The 15,912-nt window shown below is 71.4% G+C and carries 15 protein-coding genes and 1 tRNA gene; 6 read left to right on the top strand and 10 right to left on the bottom strand.

Annotated features, from left to right (window positions below):
- Together ACSNOK_RS19800 and ACSNOK_RS19795 are read left to right on the top strand one after the other, a co-directional pair.
- Positions 1-829, top strand: an 829-nt coding sequence (locus ACSNOK_RS19800) for a class E sortase (protein ID WP_436782047.1), incomplete at its 5' end; no start/stop codon positions are given.
- Between the two features lie 33 nt (positions 830-862).
- Positions 863-1,585, top strand: coding sequence for a class E sortase (locus ACSNOK_RS19795; protein ID WP_436782046.1), 723 nt, complete (start codon positions 863-865; stop codon positions 1,583-1,585).
- Positions 1,586-1,669: 84 nt separating this feature from the next.
- Here ACSNOK_RS19795 and pknB read toward each other — a convergent pair whose 3' ends face one another.
- The 6 genes from pknB to ACSNOK_RS19765 all read right to left on the bottom strand — a co-directional run bounded on the left by pknB (position 1,670) and on the right by ACSNOK_RS19765 (position 9,812).
- On the bottom strand, positions 1,670-3,736 hold the full coding sequence (gene pknB, locus ACSNOK_RS19790; protein WP_436782045.1) for a Stk1 family PASTA domain-containing Ser/Thr kinase: 2,067 nt from the start codon (positions 3,734-3,736) through the stop codon (positions 1,670-1,672).
- 155 nt (positions 3,737-3,891) lie between these two features.
- Positions 3,892-5,349 (bottom strand): peptidoglycan D,D-transpeptidase FtsI family protein, encoded by a 1,458-nt coding sequence (locus tag ACSNOK_RS19785; protein ID WP_436782044.1) that lies wholly within the window; start codon positions 5,347-5,349, stop codon positions 3,892-3,894.
- Positions 5,346-6,743, bottom strand: a complete 1,398-nt coding sequence (locus ACSNOK_RS19780; protein ID WP_436782043.1) for an FtsW/RodA/SpoVE family cell cycle protein — start codon at positions 6,741-6,743, stop codon at positions 5,346-5,348. Before ACSNOK_RS19780 ends, ACSNOK_RS19785 begins: the two co-directional genes overlap by 4 nt.
- 38 nt (positions 6,744-6,781) lie before the next feature.
- Positions 6,782-8,326 (bottom strand): Stp1/IreP family PP2C-type Ser/Thr phosphatase, encoded by a 1,545-nt coding sequence (locus ACSNOK_RS19775; protein WP_436782050.1) that lies wholly within the window; start codon positions 8,324-8,326, stop codon positions 6,782-6,784.
- A 75-nt stretch (positions 8,327-8,401) separates the two neighbouring features.
- A complete protein-coding gene (locus tag ACSNOK_RS19770) occupies positions 8,402-8,944 on the bottom strand; it encodes an FHA domain-containing protein FhaB/FipA (RefSeq protein WP_436782042.1) in 543 nt (180 codons plus the stop codon).
- A gap of 10 nt (positions 8,945-8,954) precedes the next feature.
- Entirely contained in the window at positions 8,955-9,812 is an 858-nt protein-coding gene (locus ACSNOK_RS19765; protein ID WP_436782041.1) for an FhaA domain-containing protein, read from the bottom strand.
- Positions 9,813-10,280: 468 nt separating this feature from the next.
- On the opposite strand from ACSNOK_RS19765, the gene ACSNOK_RS19760 reads away from it, so the two are divergent.
- Positions 10,281-10,364 (top strand) — tRNA-Leu (locus tag ACSNOK_RS19760).
- A 173-nt stretch (positions 10,365-10,537) separates the two neighbouring features.
- On the opposite strand, the gene ACSNOK_RS19755 is transcribed toward ACSNOK_RS19760, so the two are convergent.
- Entirely contained in the window at positions 10,538-10,972 is a 435-nt protein-coding gene (locus tag ACSNOK_RS19755; protein WP_436782040.1) for a MarR family winged helix-turn-helix transcriptional regulator, read from the bottom strand.
- A gap of 91 nt (positions 10,973-11,063) precedes the next feature.
- Here ACSNOK_RS19755 and ACSNOK_RS19750 point away from each other — a divergent pair, with 91 nt between their 5' ends.
- Genes ACSNOK_RS19750 through ACSNOK_RS19740 form a run of 3 tightly spaced genes read left to right on the top strand, consistent with a single transcriptional unit; the run spans position 11,064 to position 13,310 of the window.
- Positions 11,064-12,113, top strand: a complete 1,050-nt coding sequence (locus tag ACSNOK_RS19750; protein WP_436782039.1) for a hypothetical protein — start codon at positions 11,064-11,066, stop codon at positions 12,111-12,113.
- A gap of 38 nt (positions 12,114-12,151) precedes the next feature.
- Positions 12,152-12,952: a hypothetical protein gene (locus ACSNOK_RS19745; protein ID WP_436782049.1), complete on the top strand. Its 801-nt coding sequence runs from the start codon at positions 12,152-12,154 to the stop codon at positions 12,950-12,952.
- A 10-nt stretch (positions 12,953-12,962) separates the two neighbouring features.
- Positions 12,963-13,310 (top strand): rhodanese-like domain-containing protein, encoded by a 348-nt coding sequence (locus tag ACSNOK_RS19740; RefSeq protein WP_436782038.1) that lies wholly within the window; start codon positions 12,963-12,965, stop codon positions 13,308-13,310.
- Between the two features lie 216 nt (positions 13,311-13,526).
- Here the strand turns inward: ACSNOK_RS19740 and ACSNOK_RS19735 are convergent, their stop codons facing one another.
- From ACSNOK_RS19735 to paaC, 3 genes are read right to left on the bottom strand one after another with little or no spacing between them, the layout of a single operon-like run.
- The gene (locus ACSNOK_RS19735; RefSeq protein WP_436782037.1) at positions 13,527-14,609 is read right to left on the bottom strand and encodes a 2Fe-2S iron-sulfur cluster-binding protein; all 1,083 of its coding nucleotides are present in this window, start codon (positions 14,607-14,609) and stop codon (positions 13,527-13,529) included.
- On the bottom strand, positions 14,609-15,139 hold the full coding sequence (gene paaD / locus ACSNOK_RS19730) for a 1,2-phenylacetyl-CoA epoxidase subunit PaaD (RefSeq protein WP_436782036.1): 531 nt from the start codon (positions 15,137-15,139) through the stop codon (positions 14,609-14,611). The genes ACSNOK_RS19735 and paaD overlap by 1 nt, the downstream gene beginning before the upstream one ends.
- Positions 15,133-15,804: a 1,2-phenylacetyl-CoA epoxidase subunit PaaC gene (paaC, locus tag ACSNOK_RS19725; protein ID WP_436782048.1), complete on the bottom strand. Its 672-nt coding sequence runs from the start codon at positions 15,802-15,804 to the stop codon at positions 15,133-15,135. The genes paaD and paaC overlap by 7 nt, the downstream gene beginning before the upstream one ends.
- Positions 15,805-15,912: the final 108 nt, after the last annotated feature.

Raw genomic sequence — 15,912 nt, 5'->3', positions numbered from 1 at the left:
CCCCAGGGGCGTCGCCCTCCCCCTGCCCCCCGAGGACGACGCGACGATGCCGCTGCGCCGGGTGGCGGCCCCCCGCGTGCCGCCCGCGCCCACCGGCGGGCGCGCGGAGCGCCGCAAGGCGGCCCGGCGGGCGGAACGGGCGCGCAGGGACAGCCTCGGAGTGGTCGTCAGCCGGCTGCTGGGCGAGGTGTTCATCACCCTGGGCGTGGTGATGCTCCTGTTCGTCGCCTACCAACTGTGGTGGACGAACGTGATAGCGCAGCAGCAGGCCGGCGGCGCGGCGAAGGACCTCCGCAGGAGCTGGGCCCGGGACGGCGGCAAGGACCGGGACGCGGGCGCCTTCTCGCCCGGCGAGGGCTTCGCCATCGTCTACATCCCCAAGCTCGACGTGAAGGCCCCGATCGCCGAGGGGACGGGGAAGCACAAGGTCCTGGACCGCGGCATGGTCGGGCACTACGGCAAGGGGCCGCTGAAGTCCGCGATGCCCTGGGACCGGCAGGGCAACTTCGCGCTGGCGGGGCACCGCAACACCCATGGCGAACCGTTCCGCTACGTCAACCGGCTGCGGCCCGGTGACAAGATCGTGGTGGAAACGAAAAGCGCCTTCTACACCTATGAGATGACGAGCCGACTGGACCAGACGTCCCCGGCGAACGTCGGGGTCATCCGCCCGGTGCCCCAGGGATCGGGCTTCACGGGACCCGGCCGGTACATCACCCTGACCACCTGCACCCCCGAATTCACCAGTACGTACCGGATGATCGTGTGGGGCAAGATGGTGGACGAGCGCCCGCGCGAGAAGGGCAAGCCGGACGCGCTCGTCGACTGACGGACGGCAGCGGAACGGGGAACGGGCGGGGCTGTGGCAGCAACCGAGGAGCAGACCGACGGCGCGCCCCGGCGGCGGAGCCGTACCCGCGGCCGGATAGCCGCCACCGTCGGCGTGATGGGCGAACTGCTGATCACCGCGGGCGTGTTGCTGGCGCTGTTCGTCGTCTACTCGCTGTGGTGGACGAACGTGATAGCCGACCGCGAGGCCAAGCGGCAGGGTGCCCACGTGCGCGAGAACTGGGCGCGGAAGGGGCCGGGGGCCCTGGACACCAAGGACGGGGTCGGCTTCCTGCACGTGCCCGCGATGGGCAAGGGCGAGGTGCTGGTGAAGCCCGGCACGGGCAGCTCGGTCCTCAACGAGGGCGTCGCCGGCTACTACCGCAAGCCGGTGAAGGCCACGCTGCCCTGGGAGGGGCCGGGCAACCTCACGCTGGCGGCGCACCGGGACGGGCACGGTGCCAAGTTCCACAACATCCACAAGATCAAGGACGGCGATCCGATCGTCTTCGAGACCCGGGACACCTGGTACGTCTACCGGGTCTACAAGGAGCTCAAGCAGACCTCGCGGTTCAACGTGAAGGTGCTGGAGCAGGTGCCCCGGGAGTCCGGGAAGACCGTTCCGGGCCGGTACCTGACGCTGACGACCTGCACGCCGATCTACACCTCCGACTACCGCTACGTCGTGTGGGCGGAGCTGACGCGGACCGAGAAGGTCGACGAGAAGCGGACCCCGCCGAAGGAACTCAAGGGCTGAGCCCCCCGGGCCGGGCGGCGACGGAAGTACGGAGCCCCGGCGCCGCCCTCCTCGCGGAGGCGGTGCCGGGGCTCCGTCCGTCGATCAGTGCCGGCGTCCGCCGAGGAAGCCGCCGAAGGGGCCGCCCTGGTCGTCGCCGCCGGGGTTGCCCCGGTCGTCGCCGCCCTGGTTGGCGCCGCCGATGTCGGTGCCGGGGAACGGCGCCCTGGTGACGAGGTTGACCGCGGTTCCCTTCTTCACCTTCTGGATGGGCATGGGATTGTGCGACATCACGACGGCCTTGTCGTCGTTCGGCCCGGTGATGTTGCCGACCTTGAGCCCGACGTCCTCCAGGGCCTTCCTGGCGTCCTTGACGGTCAGGTTGGTCAGGGTCGGGACGTCGACCTCCTGCGGGCCCTTGGAGACCGTCAGCTCGACCGTCGAGCCGGGCGTGGCAGCGGTGCTGCCCGGCGGGTCCTGGGCGGTCACCTGACCGGCGGGGGCGTTGTCGTCGACGTCCTTCCGCGACACCTTGAACCCGTTGTCCTCAAGCTGCTTCTTGGCCGCGTCGAACTGCTGCCCGACCACGGGCGGGACGGTCTTCGTCGGGACGGCCGTGGCGACGGTGAGGGTGACCTCCGCGCCCTTCTCGGCCTCCTCGTTCGCGTCCGGGCTCTGCTTGATGACGGTGCCGGCGGTGGCCTCGTCGGTCTGCTCCTCCTTGCGGTGGACCGTGAAGCCCTTGTCCTCCAGCGTCTTCCGCGCCTTGTCGTACTGCGTGTGGAGGACGTTGGGGACCTCGACCTTGGCGGGGCCCTTGGACAGCGAGACCTTGACCTCGCTGTTCCGCTCGACCTTGGTGCCGGCCTTGGGGTCCTGCTCGCAGACCTTGCCCTTGTCGGCGTCGCAGTTGACGGCCTTGCCGCTGTCGACGACCTTGAGCTCGACGTTCTCGCCCTGTTTCTGGGCCGAGTCGAGCTTCTCGCCGATCAGGTTGGGCACGACGACGTCACCGCTCTTGCCGTCGCCGGAGAACAGCGCCTTGCCGATGAAGATGGCCCCGACGAGCACCAGGATGCCCGCGAGCACCAGCAGGATCGTCGACAGGTTGCCCTTCTTCCGGCCGCCGCCGTGGCCGGGCCCGTCCGCCCCGCCGTCGTCGTAGCCGCCGTACCCGCCACCGCCGTACCCGCCGCCGTCCCGTACCGGCGGCAGCATGGACGTCTGCCCCGCGGCGTTCGGGTCGTGCCGGCCGAGCATGGCGGTCGGCTGGTCCTCGCCGCCGTAACCGACCGCGCCCATGGCGCCGTAGCCGGCCGCGGCGGCCACCGGGCGGCCCTCCAGGGCGGCCTCGATGTCGGCGCGCATCTCGTCCGCCGACTGGTACCGGTAGTCCGGGTCCTTGACCAGCGCCTTCAGGACGATGGCGTCCATCTCGGGGGTGATCTCGGGGTCGAACGCGCTCGGCGGGTTGGGCTCCTCGCGGACGTGCTGGTACGCCACCGCGACCGGGGAGTCGCCGATGAACGGCGGCCGGACCGTGAGCAGTTCGTACAGCAGACAGCCCGTCGAGTACAGGTCGGAACGGGCGTCCACCTGCTCGCCCTTGGCCTGCTCGGGGGAGAGGTACTGGGCGGTGCCGATCACGGCCGCCGTCTGCGTCATCGTCATACCGGCGTCGCCCATCGCGCGGGCGATGCCGAAGTCCATGACCTTGACCTGGCCGGTGCGGGTCAGCATGACGTTGGCGGGCTTGATGTCCCGGTGGACGATGCCCGCCCGGTGGGAGTACTCCAGCGCCTGGAGCACCCCGATGGTCATTTCGAGTGAACGTTCGGGAAGCAGCTTGCGGCCGGAGTGGAGTAGCTCGCGGAGGGTGGACCCGTCCACGTACTCCATGACGATGTACGGGATCGAGACCCCGTCCACGTAGTCCTCGCCGGTGTCGTAGACCGCGACGATGGACGGGTGGTTGAGCGAGGCGGCCGACTGGGCCTCACGGCGGAACCGGGCCTGGAAGGACGGGTCCCGGGCGAGGTCCACCCGGAGCGTCTTCACGGCGACGGTGCGGCCGAGCCGGGTGTCGTGGGCGAGGTAGACCTCGGCCATGCCACCACGGCCGAGCACCGAGCCCAGCTCGTACCGGCCGCCGAGGCGACGCGGCTCTTCCATAGCTCCAGCCCTTCCGTTCTTCCCGACCGCACCGACGTGGGTCCGGCGGTGTGCTGTCCGCGCTTACCGTACCCGGCGTCCCGTACGCCACCCGCGTGCGACCGGCACCCGATACGTACCTGGTACCGGCGCGCGGTGCCGGTGCGTGCCGGGACTCACTTCGAGGTCTTGAGCACCGCCTCCATGACGCCCTTGGCGATGGGCGCGGCCAGCTTGCCGCCGGCGATGTCGTCGCGCATGGTGTTCGAGCCCTCGATGACGACCGCGACGGCCACCGGCGAGCCGTCCCCCTTCTTCGCGTAGGAGATGAACCACGCGTAGGGGTTGCCGCTGTTGTCCACACCGTGCTGGGCGGTACCCGTCTTGCCGCCGACCTTGACGTCGTCGATCTTCGCCGACGTACCGGTGCCTTCCTCGACGACCGTCTCCATCGCGCTCTGCAGCGCCTGGGCGTGCTCGGGGCTGAGCGGCCGGCCCATCTCCTTGGGCTGGTGCGTCTCGATCACGTTCAAGTTCGGCGCGCGCAGCTTGTCCACCATGTACGGCTCCATGAGCTTGCCGTTGTTGGCGATGGCCGCGGCCACCATGGCCATCTGGAGCGGGGTGGCGCGGTTGGACGCCTGGCCGATGCCGGCCATGGCGTTCTGCGGGCGGTTGTCCTTGGGGTAGACGCTCTTGGTGACGCCGACCGGAATTTGCAGGTCGTCGCTGTTGAAGCCGAACTTGTCCGCCTGCTCGATCATCTTCTGGTTGCCCAGGTCGGCGCTGATCTTGCCGAAAACGCTGTTGCAGGACCACTGGAGGGCCGCGCGCATCGAGACGTTGTCGCAGGGCATCGTCGTCTCGTTGGGCAGCGGCAGGTGCTGCGTGTCGGGCAGCGTCCAGCCCTTCGGCGAGTTCGTCTTCTCGTCGACGTCCTTGTAGAGGCCGTTCTCCAGCGCGGCGGCGGCCGTGACCACCTTGAACGTCGAACCGGGCGGGTAGGTCTCCCGCAGCGCCCGGTTGAGCATCGGCTTGTTCTTGTCGCTGGTGAGCTTCTTCCAGGCCTCGCCGTCGTTGGCCCCCGCGATGGTCGAGGGGTCGTACGACGGGGTCGAGGCGAGCGCCAGGATCTTGCCGGTGCGCGGGTCGAGGGCGGCCACGGCGCCCTTCTTGTTGCCCAGCCCCTTGAAGGCGGCCTCCTGGGCCTTGGCGTTGAGGGTGGTGATCACGTCACCGCCCTTCTTGCCCTTGCCGGTGATCATGTCGATCGTCCGGTTGAAGAACAGCCGGTCGTCGTCACCGACGAGGATCTTGTCCTCGACCTTTTCCAGCAGGCCGCCGTCGAACGCCTGCGAGCTCCAGCCGGTGACCGGCGCCCACATCTCGCCGTTCTTGTAGGTGCGCTTGTACTTGTAGTTGATGCCGTTGACTTCTTTGGAGCCGGTGATCTCCTGGCCGTCCACGATGATGTTGCCGCGCGGCTGGCTGTAGCGGGCGATCTGGACACGCGTGTTGTGCTTGTTGTTCTTGAGCTCGTCGGCCTGGACGAACTGGAGCCAGTTGCCGCGGATCATCAGCGCGAGGATGAGGAGTCCGCAGAAGATCGCGATCCGGCGCACGGGCTTGTTCACGGGCGGACCACCTGGGTCATTTCGGCGTCGGGATTCGTCACGGGGGTCGGCGCGGGCCGGCGGGCCGCGTCACTGATCTTCATCAGGATCGCCACCAGGGCCCAGTTGGCGATCACCGAAGAACCACCCTGCGCCATGAACGGCATGGTCATACCGGTCAGCGGGATCAGGCCCATGACGCCGCCGGCCACCACGAAGACCTGGATGGCGAAGGCACCGGACAGGCCGATGGCCAACAGCTTGCCGAACGGGTCGCGCGCGGCCAGGGCGGTACGGACACCGCGCTCCACGATCAGGCCGTAGATGAGCAGGATGGCCATCACACCGGCGAGGCCCAGCTCCTCGCCGACGGTGGCGAGGATGAAGTCGGAGTTGGCCGCGAAGCCGATGAGGTCCGAGTTGCCCTGGCCCCAGCCGGTGCCGGAGACACCGCCGGAACCGAAGGTCATCAGGGCCTTGGCGATCTGCTCGCTGGCCTGGGACTTGCCCCAGCCGGCGAACGGGTCGAGCCAGGCGTTCACACGGGCCTGCACATGGCTCTCGAAGGAGGCCACGCCCACCGCACCCGCGGCGGACATCAGCAGACCGAAGACGATCCAACTGGTGCGCTCGGTCGCGACGTAGAGCATCACGACGAACATGCCGAAGAAGAGCAGCGAGGTACCGAGGTCGGTCTCGAACACGAGGATGAGGATCGACACCGCCCAGACGGCGATGATCGGACCGAGGTCACGGCCGCGCGGCAGGTACATGCCCATGAAGCGCCGGCTCGCCAGGGCCAGCGCGTCGCGCTTCACCATGAGGTAGCCGGCGAAGAACACGGCCAGCACGATCTTGGCGAACTCGCCCGGCTGGATGGTGCCCAGACCCGGAATCTTGATCCAGATGCGGGCGCCGTAGACCGAGGGGAAGAACATCGGCGAGATGAGGAGGGCCAGCGACACCGCCATGGAGATGTAGGTGTAGCGCTGGAGGATCCGGTGGTCCTTGAGGAAGATCACCACCGCGACGAACAGGGCGATGCCGAGCGCCGAGAACAGCAGCTGGTTGGTGGCGGCCGGTGCGAACGCCGGGGACGCCTGGAGACGCTTCGACTGGTCCAGCCGCCAGATGATGACCAGACCCAGTCCGTTGAGGACCGTGGCCAGCGGCAGCAGCAGCGGGTCGGCGTACGGGGCGAACTTCCGCACCACCAGGTGGCCGACGCCGGCCAGCAGGCCGAGGCCCATGCCGTAGCCGAGCATGCCGGAGGGCATCTCGCCGTCCAGCGCCAGGCCCACGTTGGCGTACGCGAAACAGGGGAGGATCACGGCGAAGGCGAGCAGCAGCAACTCGGTGTTGCGCCGGCTCGGCTGGCCCGCCGTGCTGACGGTGGTGGTGTTGGTGTTCGGCATGGGTGAGATGGCTGACACGTCGCTGACCCCCTACAGCCTTACTGCTGGGAGCCGTTGCACTGCGCTGCCACTTTCTGCTCTTCCTCGCTGAGGGTGGGGCCGGGCGCCGGAGTGGGTGCGGCCTGGAGGGTGAGGCCCGACGCCGCGCCGGTCGGCGAGGGCGTGGGCTTGCCCGGGGTCGGCTTCCCGGCGTCGGGCTTGGCCGTCTCGGGCTTCTGGCTCTCGCGCTGCCGGCGCTCGGCCTTCTGCTGCTCGTCCTTCTTCTTGCAGGCGCTCGCCAGCGTGCCGAGGTCCTTGACCTTCTGCTCCGCCTGCGCGCGACTGCTCACCGGGATCGTGTCCTCCACCCGGCCGCGCTGGTCGACGGGCAGGTACTTGAGTTCGATCTCGGGGTGGTCCTGGTACAGCCTGCTGAGGCTGATCCAGGCGAGGTCCTGGTCGATGCCCTGGTAAAGGGCGACGTGGTCGTTGTCCTTGGCCGCCAGGTAGTACTGCGTCTGCGTCCACTGGTAGCCGCCGTACAGACCGCCGCCGACGACGCCGAGCACCACCGCGATGATCAGGGACCGCTTGACCCAGCCCCCGCGCCGGCGGGGCTTGCCGAGCTCCACGCCGCTCTCGTCGTACTCGTCGTGGAAGGCGCCGAACTCCCCGGCCGGCGCGCCGTCCCCGCCCGGCCCGCTGCCGGGCGGCCCGAAGCCGCCCGCCTGCTCCGGCGGCGGGGTGCGGCCCAGCTCGGACGCCCGGCCGGCCGGGGTCTGCATGGCGCCGTGGTCCCCCGCGGGGAACTGGTTCTCGGCGACCGCCCCGACGACCACCGGGGTGTCGCTGTGCTGCCGGCCGGCGAGGGTGTCGCCGCCGTCGACGTCCAGGACGTCCGCGACGATCACCGTCACGTTGTCCGGGCCGCCGCCGCGCAGGGCCAGCTCGATCAGCTCCTGGACCGTCTCCTGCGGGCCCTGGTAGCTCGCCAGCCGCTCCTCGATCGTCTCGTGGCTGACGACGCCGGAGAGGCCGTCGGAGCAGATCAGGTAGCGGTCGCCGGCCCGCACCTCGCGGATGGAGAGGTCCGGCTCGACGTGGTCGCCACTGCCCAGCGCGCGCATCAGCAGGGAGCGCTGCGGGTGGGTGGTGGCCTCCTCCTCGGTGATCCGGCCCTCGTCCACCAGCCGCTGCACCCAGGTGTGGTCCTGGGTGATCTGGGTGAGGACGCCGTCCCGCAGCAGGTACGCGCGGGAGTCGCCGACGTGGACGAGACCGAGCCGCTGACCCGTCCACAGCAGGGCGGTGAGCGTGGTGCCCATGCCCTCCAGCTGCGGGTCCTCCTCGACCATCACGCGCAACTGCTCGTTGGCGCGGTGGACGGCGGTGCCCAGCGAGGTGAGGAGATCCGAGCCCGGGACGTCGTCGTCCAGCGTCACCAGGGTGGAGATCACCTCGGAGCTGGCCACCTCGCCCGCGGCCTGGCCGCCCATGCCGTCGGCGATGGCGAGCAGCCGGGGGCCGGCGTAACCGGAGTCCTCGTTGCCTTCCCGGATCATGCCCTTGTGCGATCCGGCGGCGAAACGCAGTGTCAGACTCATGCGCACCTCGCCCGTCGGCTCCGGGTACAGCCCCTTGCCCACCTCGCTGCCCACCCTCCGGTCGTCATGGTCCTACTACTTCCGCAGCTCGATGACGGTCTTGCCGATGCGGATCGGCGCGCCGAGCGGGATCGGGGTCGGGGTGGTCAACCGGGTCCGGTCGAGATAGGTGCCGTTGGTCGACCCGAGGTCCTCGACGATCCAGCGGCCGTCGCGGTCGGGATAGATCCTGGCATGCCGGCTGGAGGCGTAGTCGTCATCCAGCACGATCGTCGAGTCGTGGGCGCGGCCGAGGGTGATGGTCTGGCCCTGCAGGGCCACGGTGGTGCCGGTGAGCGAGCCCTCCGAGATCACCAGCTTGGTGGGCGCGCCGCGGCGGCCGCGGCTCTCCGCGCGGCCGGCCCCCCGGCGCCCGCCGGACTGCTGGCGCTGCGGCGGCGGGGTGGCCTGCTGGGCCGCCCGCTGCGCCGGACGTCCGTCGCCGCCGCGGCGCGAACCGCGCGCGGTCACCCGCGTACCGAACAGATCACTGCGAATGACCTGCACGGCCACGATGACGAACAGCCACAGTACGGCGAGGAAACCCAACCGCATGACCGTGAGGGTCAGCTCTGACATTGCCCCCGCTTCACCCTTCGGCTTGCCGATAAACGATGGTGGTGCTGCCCACGACGATCCGTGAGCCGTCGCGGAGCGTAGCGCGCGTGGTGTGCTGCCCGTCCACGACGATGCCGTTGGTCGACCCCAGGTCCTGGATGGTCGCGGGGGTGCCGACCCGGATCTCGCAGTGCCTGCGGGAGACGCCGGGGTCGTCGATGCGTACGTCCGCCTCGGTGCTGCGGCCCAGCACCAGCGTCGGACGGGAGATCTGGTGCCGGGCACCGTTGATCTCGATCCAGCGCCGCGTCCGCTCCGCCGCGCCGGCTCCCGGCCCGCCCGCGCGGGGCTGGGGACGGGCCGCGCCGGGCGGCGGGGACGACGGCATGGGCGGGGCGCCCGCGGGCTGCGCGGGGTAGCCGCCGCCCTGGGTCGCGGGGGAGGGGGCGCCGCCGCCGTAGGAGGGCGCCTGGTGGGGCGGCCGGCCGTGCGCGGCGGGCGGCTCCTGCGACTCGCTGGAGGCCAGGGTGCGGCTGCGCACCCGGTAGAGCCCGGTGTCGAGGTCGTCCGCCTTCTCCAGGTGGACCTGGATGGTCCCCATGAAGGTGTACCGCTGCTGCTTCGCGTAGTCGCGGACCATGCCGGCCAGCTCGTCGCCCAACTGGCCGGAGTAGGGGCTGAGCCGCTCGTAGTCCGGGCCGCTCAGCTCCACGATGAAGTCGTTGGGAACGACCGTGCGGTCACGGTTCCAGATGGTGGCGTTGTTGTCGCACTCCCGCTGGAGTGCGCCCGCGATCTCCACGGGCTGGACCTCGGACTTGAACACCTTGGCAAAGGTGCCGTTCACGAGACCTTCGAGTCGCTGCTCGAAGCGCTTCAGTACTCCCACGGGGCACCTCCTTCCCTCGGTGACGCCTGTGATGCCCGGTGCCGTTCCTGTACTGCTTACTGATCGTATCCACGCGCCGGGAAAACGGCTGGTTCCCCTTCGGGGCCAGGAGTGACGAGTGTCGCCCCCGCGTCCGTGCCGCGTTCCCTTCGCGTTCCTTCGCGTTCCGTGCGTTCCGCGACGATCCGTGCGTTCCCGCGGATCCACCGGATCCGGCGCGGGATCCTCCGGCCGTCGCGGGATCCTCCACGGGGATCGTAGAGGCGCCCGGAGGCCAGTGTCCCGCAACCGGCGGGGTCCCCGCCGGTACCCCGGGGACCGGCCGGGGGCGGTCGGGGGGCGGCCGGCGGACAACGGGTGTGAAGACACCCTCCGGAGCGTGCTAATGTTCTGCATGTCGGAAGGCGGACGCACCGCGAACCGGACGAAAGTCCGGTAAGAGGGCGGAAGCCGGAAGACACACCCAATGCGCGGGTGGCGGAATAGGCAGACGCGCTGGATTCAGGTTCCAGTGCCCGAAAGGGCGTGGGGGTTCAACTCCCCCCTCGCGCACCGTGAGAACGGGCCTCGTCGTGAAAACGACGGGGCCCGTTCTTCTGTTTGTCCGGTGGCCGACGGTTTGCGCCGGTGGCCGGCCGGGACGCCGGGGCGTCCCCTGTGCCGTATCTCTCAGACCCTCCCGGTTCCCCGGGCGCTCTTGGCGGGCCGGGCGTCCGGTGTGGTGATCAATCCCCGTCCGCTCCCGAGGCGTTGTAGCGCAGCAGGTAGTCCGCGAAGCGGGCGAGATCGGCCTCGTCCCAGTCGGCCAGGCGGTGCTCGAAGGCGACGCGGCGGCTGGCCGCTACCTGGTCCAGGACCTCCGTGCCGCGGTCGGTGAGGTGCAGGACCTGTACCCGCTGGTCCTCGGGGTCGGCGCGGCGTTCGACGAGCCCCAGCCGCTCCAGGCCCGCCACCTGCCGGCTGACCGTGGACTTGTCGAGCAGGTAGTGCGCGGCGAGGTCGGTGGCCCGGCAGCCCCGCTGGTCCTGGAGGTGGGCGAGCAGGGTGTACGAGACCAGGGACAGCTCGGGGTGGAGGCGGGCCGCCGCGGCGCGGGCGCGGCGGGCGAAGGCGGTCAGCTCGCGCTGGATGGTGTCGAGGTGATCGGCTCGGTGTGACACGGGGCCCCTTCCTTCCATTTGGTTGTATAGTACAACTGAAGAGGAAGTTGTATAAGCCAACCATTTTTTGATCACCTGGAGAGGGGTGCCCATGAGGCCCGCGACGCGCGCCGCGCTCCGGCATGTACTGACCCACCTGCTCACGCCGCTGCTGATGTGCGTCGGCATGGGGCTCGCCTACCTCGGCGCGTTCGCCGACCCGACGCCGCACGACCTGCCGGTGGCGGTCGTCGGCTCCGGCGCGAGCGCCGAGCGGCTGGCCGGTGCGATCGAGCAGCGGTCCGGCGACAAGCTGTCCGTCCACACCGTCACCGACCGTGCCGCGGCCGTGCGGGAGTTGAAGGACCAGGACGTCTTCGGTGCCTATGTGCCCGACCGCCGGGCCCCGGAGCTGCTGATCGCCTCGGCGGGCTCGGACACCACGGCCTCGGCGGTGCAGAAGGTGTTCACGCCCGTCGCCGCCCGGCAGGGCGCCCCGCTGAAGGTGACGGACGTGGTGCCGCCGTCCGAGGGCGACCCGACCGGGCAGGGCATCTTCTTCCTGCTGGTCGCGCTGAGCATCGGCTCCTACGCCTCGGTGGCGGTGATCGGCGGAGCCGGCGGGGCGCTGGCGCTGCGGATCCGGGCGGTGCTGGCCGCCGTCACCTCGCTCGTGGTGAGCGTGATCGGCGTGGTGCTGGCGGGTCCGGTCTTCCACCTGGTGGATCACGGGCTCTGGGGGCTGTGGGGCCTGTCGTGGCTGTACTCGGCGGGTGTGCTCTTCGTCGGTACCGGTCTGCACACCTTCCTCAAGCGGTGGACCACGCTCGGCGTGATGGTGCTGTTCGTGATGCTCAACTTCACCAGCGCCGGCGGTGTCTTCCGGCCCGAGCTGCAGAACGGCTTCTTCGCCGGTCTGCACGGCTTCTGGAACGGCGCAGGCTTCGTCGAGGGCACCCGCAGCCTGGTCTACTTCGGCCACTCCGGACTGGGCGGCCATGTGACCACGCTGCTGGTCTGGCTGGTCGTGGGGCTCGCCGTGCTGGGTGCCGCCTGGGCGGTGGAGCACCGGCGGGGGGTCCGGGCCGCCGCGATCTCCGGGGATCGGGCGGGGTCCGGCCCGGAGGCCGAGGAGGAGATGGAGGAAGCCGTCGGCGTCTGAGGCGGGAGGGGGCCCGGAGCTCGTAGGCTGGGCGGGTGATGAATCCGGAGACCGACGTACCGGCCGGACCGGGCACCGAGCGGCTTGAACGCGCCGTGCGGGCGGCCGAGCAGGCGCTGATCGAGTTCGAGATCGCGGTGGAGACGTTCCGGGTGGAGGTGGAGAACTTCTCCCGGCTGCACCACCAGCGGCTCGGCCCCCTCTACGGGCGGCTGGACGAGCTGGAGGCGAGCATCGCCGAGGCCGTCGCCGCCCGCTCCGGCGACCCGGACGACCTCAAGCGGGCGCGTGAGGCGCGGGCGCTGGTGCAGCCGATGCCCGGCGTCGAGGAACTGCTCGGCGGGTGGATGGACTCCGACGGGCTGTCGCCCGAGGCGGGCGCCATGCTCACCGGGCAGCGCGTCCGGCCGCCCGAGCGGGTCCGGCCCAGCGACGCCTGTCGCAAGGCCTACCGCGAACTCGTCCGCCGGGCCCACCCCGATCTGGCCACGGACGAGGCGGAGCGGCGGCGGCGCGAGGAGTTCGTCGTCCGCGTCAACGAGGCCTACGCGGCGGGTGACGAGCCGCGGCTGCGCGAACTGGCCGAGGAGTGGGCCGCGGGGCCTGTCCCCGGGCAGCGGCGCCCGGACCGCGCCGAGGAGCTCTACGCCCGGCTGGAGTGGCTGGCCCGGCGCAAGGAACTGCTGGCCGAGCTGGCCGCCGAACTGGAGTCCTCGGCGATCGGCGCCATGATCAAGATGGCGCCGGAGGACCCCGACGGGCTGCTCGACGAGATCGCGGGCGGGCTGCTGGCGCAGATCGCCGAGCGCGAGACCCAGCTGGCCTCGCTGGTCGGGTAGCGTCGGGCCCATGATGTTTGGTTCCGGGGTTCCCACGGTCGAGGTCGGCGCGCTCGCGGCGGACGACTTCCTGCTGGACGTGCGCGAGGCCGACGAGTGGGAGGCCGGGCACGCCGAGACCGCCCTGCACATCCCGATGAGCGAGTTCACCGCGCGCTTCGACGAGCTCACGGAGCGGGCGCCCGACGGCGGGCGGATAAACGTGATCTGCCGCTCGGGCGGCCGCTCGGCCCAGGTGACCGCCTACCTGGTCCAGCAGGGCATGGACGCGGTGAACGTCGACGGCGGCATGCAGGCCTGGGAGGCCGCGGGGCGCCCCGTGGTGGCGTCGGGCGGGGCTCCGGGCACCGTGATCTGAGGCCGGGGCCTGCCCGCCCGTCGGCGGGCGGGTACGAGGCATCGCGGCTCCGGGGGCGCGGCCCGTGGGCCGTAGGCGCGAGGTGCGTGCCGTGGGCCGTAAGCCGTGGGGTACGTGCCGCGGTGTCGTGCCGTGGGCCGTAGGCCGTGGGGTACGTGCCGCGGTGTCGTGCCGTGGCGTATGTGCCGTCTGGCGTCTGCGCCGGGCGTGTGCCGGTCAGCGGTCGAAGTCCAGCTCCACCTCCTCCGTCACCGGCCGGGACTGGCACGCCAGGACGTATCCCGCCGCCAGCTCGTCGTCCTCCAGGGCGAAGTTGCGGTCCATGCGCACCTCGCCGGAGACCAGGAACGCCCGGCATGTGCCGCAGACGCCGCCCTTGCAGGCGTACGGCGCGTCGGAGCGGTTGCGCAGGACGGCCTCCAGCAGGGACTCGCCCTCGTGGACGGGCCAGCGGCCGCCGCGGCCGTCCAGGGTGGCGGTGACCGTGCCGCCGGTGGCCGCGGCGGCGGACCGGGACGGCGCCGGGGCGGACGGGCCGTCCTCGACGTGGAAGATCTCCTGGTGGACGCGGTCCCGGGACACTCCGAGGCCGTGCAGGGCCCGCTCGGCGGCCAGGACCAGCCCGTGCGGGCCGCACAGGAACCAGCCGTCCACCGAGCCGACCGGCAGCAGCGCGGGCAGCAGGCCGGCGAGCCGCCGCTCGTCGAGCCGTCCCGTGGCCGGGCCGGCCTGCCGCTCTTCCCGGGAGAGGGTCTGGACGACCTGGAACCGGCCGGGACAGCGGTCCTTGAGGTCGGCGACCTCCTCCAGGAACATCGTGGAGGCCGTGGTGCGGTCGCTGCGTATGAGGGTGAAGCGGGCCGTCGGTTCGCGGGTCAGCAGGGTCGTCGCGATGGACAGCACGGGAGTGATCCCGCTGCCGCCGACGATCGCGGCGAAGTGCCCGGGGCGTGGCTCCAGGACGAACCGGCCCGCCGGCGTCATCACCTCCAGCTCGTCGCCCGCCCGGAGCTCCTTGAAGGCGTAGGTGGAGAACGCGCCCCCGTCGACCAGCCGGACGCCGACCCGCAAGGTGCTCGGCCCTTCGGGGCCGGGGGCCTGTCCGCAGACGGAGTAGGTGCGGCGTATCTCCTCGCCTCCGGCGGTGTGGCGCACGGTCAGGTGCTGGCCGGGGGTGTGCCGGAAGGCGTCGCGGAGCCCGTCGGGGACGGCGAAGGTCACGGCGACCGCGTCGTCGGTGAGCGGTTCGACGGAGGCCACTCGCAGGCGGTGGAAGGCGCCGTGGCGGGCCGCTGCCATCAGTGCAACTCCTTGAAGTGGTCGAACGGCTCACGGCACGCCTCACAGCGGCGCAGGGCCTTGCAGGCGGTGGAGGAGAAGCGGCTGAGCAGCGTGGTGTCCGTGGAGCCGCAGTGCGGGCAGCGAATGGCGAGCCGGAGGGGTATGGGGCCGCCGGGGCCGGAGGGCCGTGGCGGGGCGACGCCGTACGCGGCGAGTTTGCGGCGGCCCTCGGCGCTGATCGCGTCGGTGGTCCAGGGCGGCGAGAGCACGGTGCGGACCTCGACGTCGGCGACTCCCTCGGCGTGAAGGACGCGCTGTATGTCGGCCGCCATGGCCTCGACGGCGGGGCAGCCGGTGTAAGTGGGGGTGAGGTCCACCTCCACCCGGCCGGGGGCCGTGACGCGCAGGTCGCGCAGGACGCCGAGCTCCTCCAGGGAGATGACGGGCAGCTCGGGGTCCGGGACGGCGCCGGCCAGCGCGCGGAGCCGCTCTTCCAGGGGCGTCAGGCCTTCGGCGGGCCGGGCCGGGGGCGCGGATCCGGTCACCATGACGCCCCCGGGTGGCTGCGGTGGAGGTGCTGCATCTCGGCGAGCATGCGGCCGAAGGGCTCGGTGTGGATGCCCTGGCGTCCGCCGCCCGCGGCCCAGGCGACCGACGTGGGACCGGTGGGGAGCTCCAGCGTGGCCCGCCGCACGGTCTGCCCGACGCGCTCCGTCCAGGCCGCGCGCAGGGCGTCGTGGTCGACACCGTCCAGGCCCTCCACGGGCCGGAACAGCTCGTCCGTGTACCGCCACAGGGCGTCCAGGGCCCGGCGCATCCGGTCGTGGCTCTCGGCGGTGCCGTCGCCGAGCCGCAGGGTCCAGTGCTCGGCGTGGTCGAGGTGGTAGGCGACCTCCTTGACGGCTTTCGCCGCCAGGGGGGCGAAGGGGCCGTCGCCCTCGGCGAGCCGGGCGTAGAGCAGGTACTGGTAGGCGGAGAAGTAGAGCTGGCGGGCGATCGTGTGGGCGAAGTCCCCGTTGGGCCGCTCGACCAGCTGGACGTTGCGGAAGTCGCGTTCCTCACGGAGATACGCCAGCGCGTCCTCGTCGCCGACGAGCGAGAGCAGGGTGCGGGCCTGGCCGAGCAGGTCGAGAGCGATGTTGGCGAGCGCGACCTCCTCTTCCAGGACGGGGGCGCGGCCCGCCCACTCACCCAGCCGGTGCGCGAGGACCAGGGCGTCGTCCCCGAGCGCGAGGGCGGCCGTGACGGGTACGGGCTCGGTGGCTGGGCCGGCGGCGGGTCCGGCAGCGGGTCCGGTGGGCGCCGGGGCGGTGGCGGGGTC

The organism is Streptomyces sp. URMC 126 (genome assembly GCF_051386555.1).
In the GTDB taxonomy this organism is placed as follows: Bacteria; Actinomycetota; Actinomycetes; order Streptomycetales; family Streptomycetaceae; genus Streptomyces.
The sequence above is the reverse complement of the archived record's forward strand: the minus strand, read 5'-3'. Positions and strand labels throughout refer to the sequence as shown.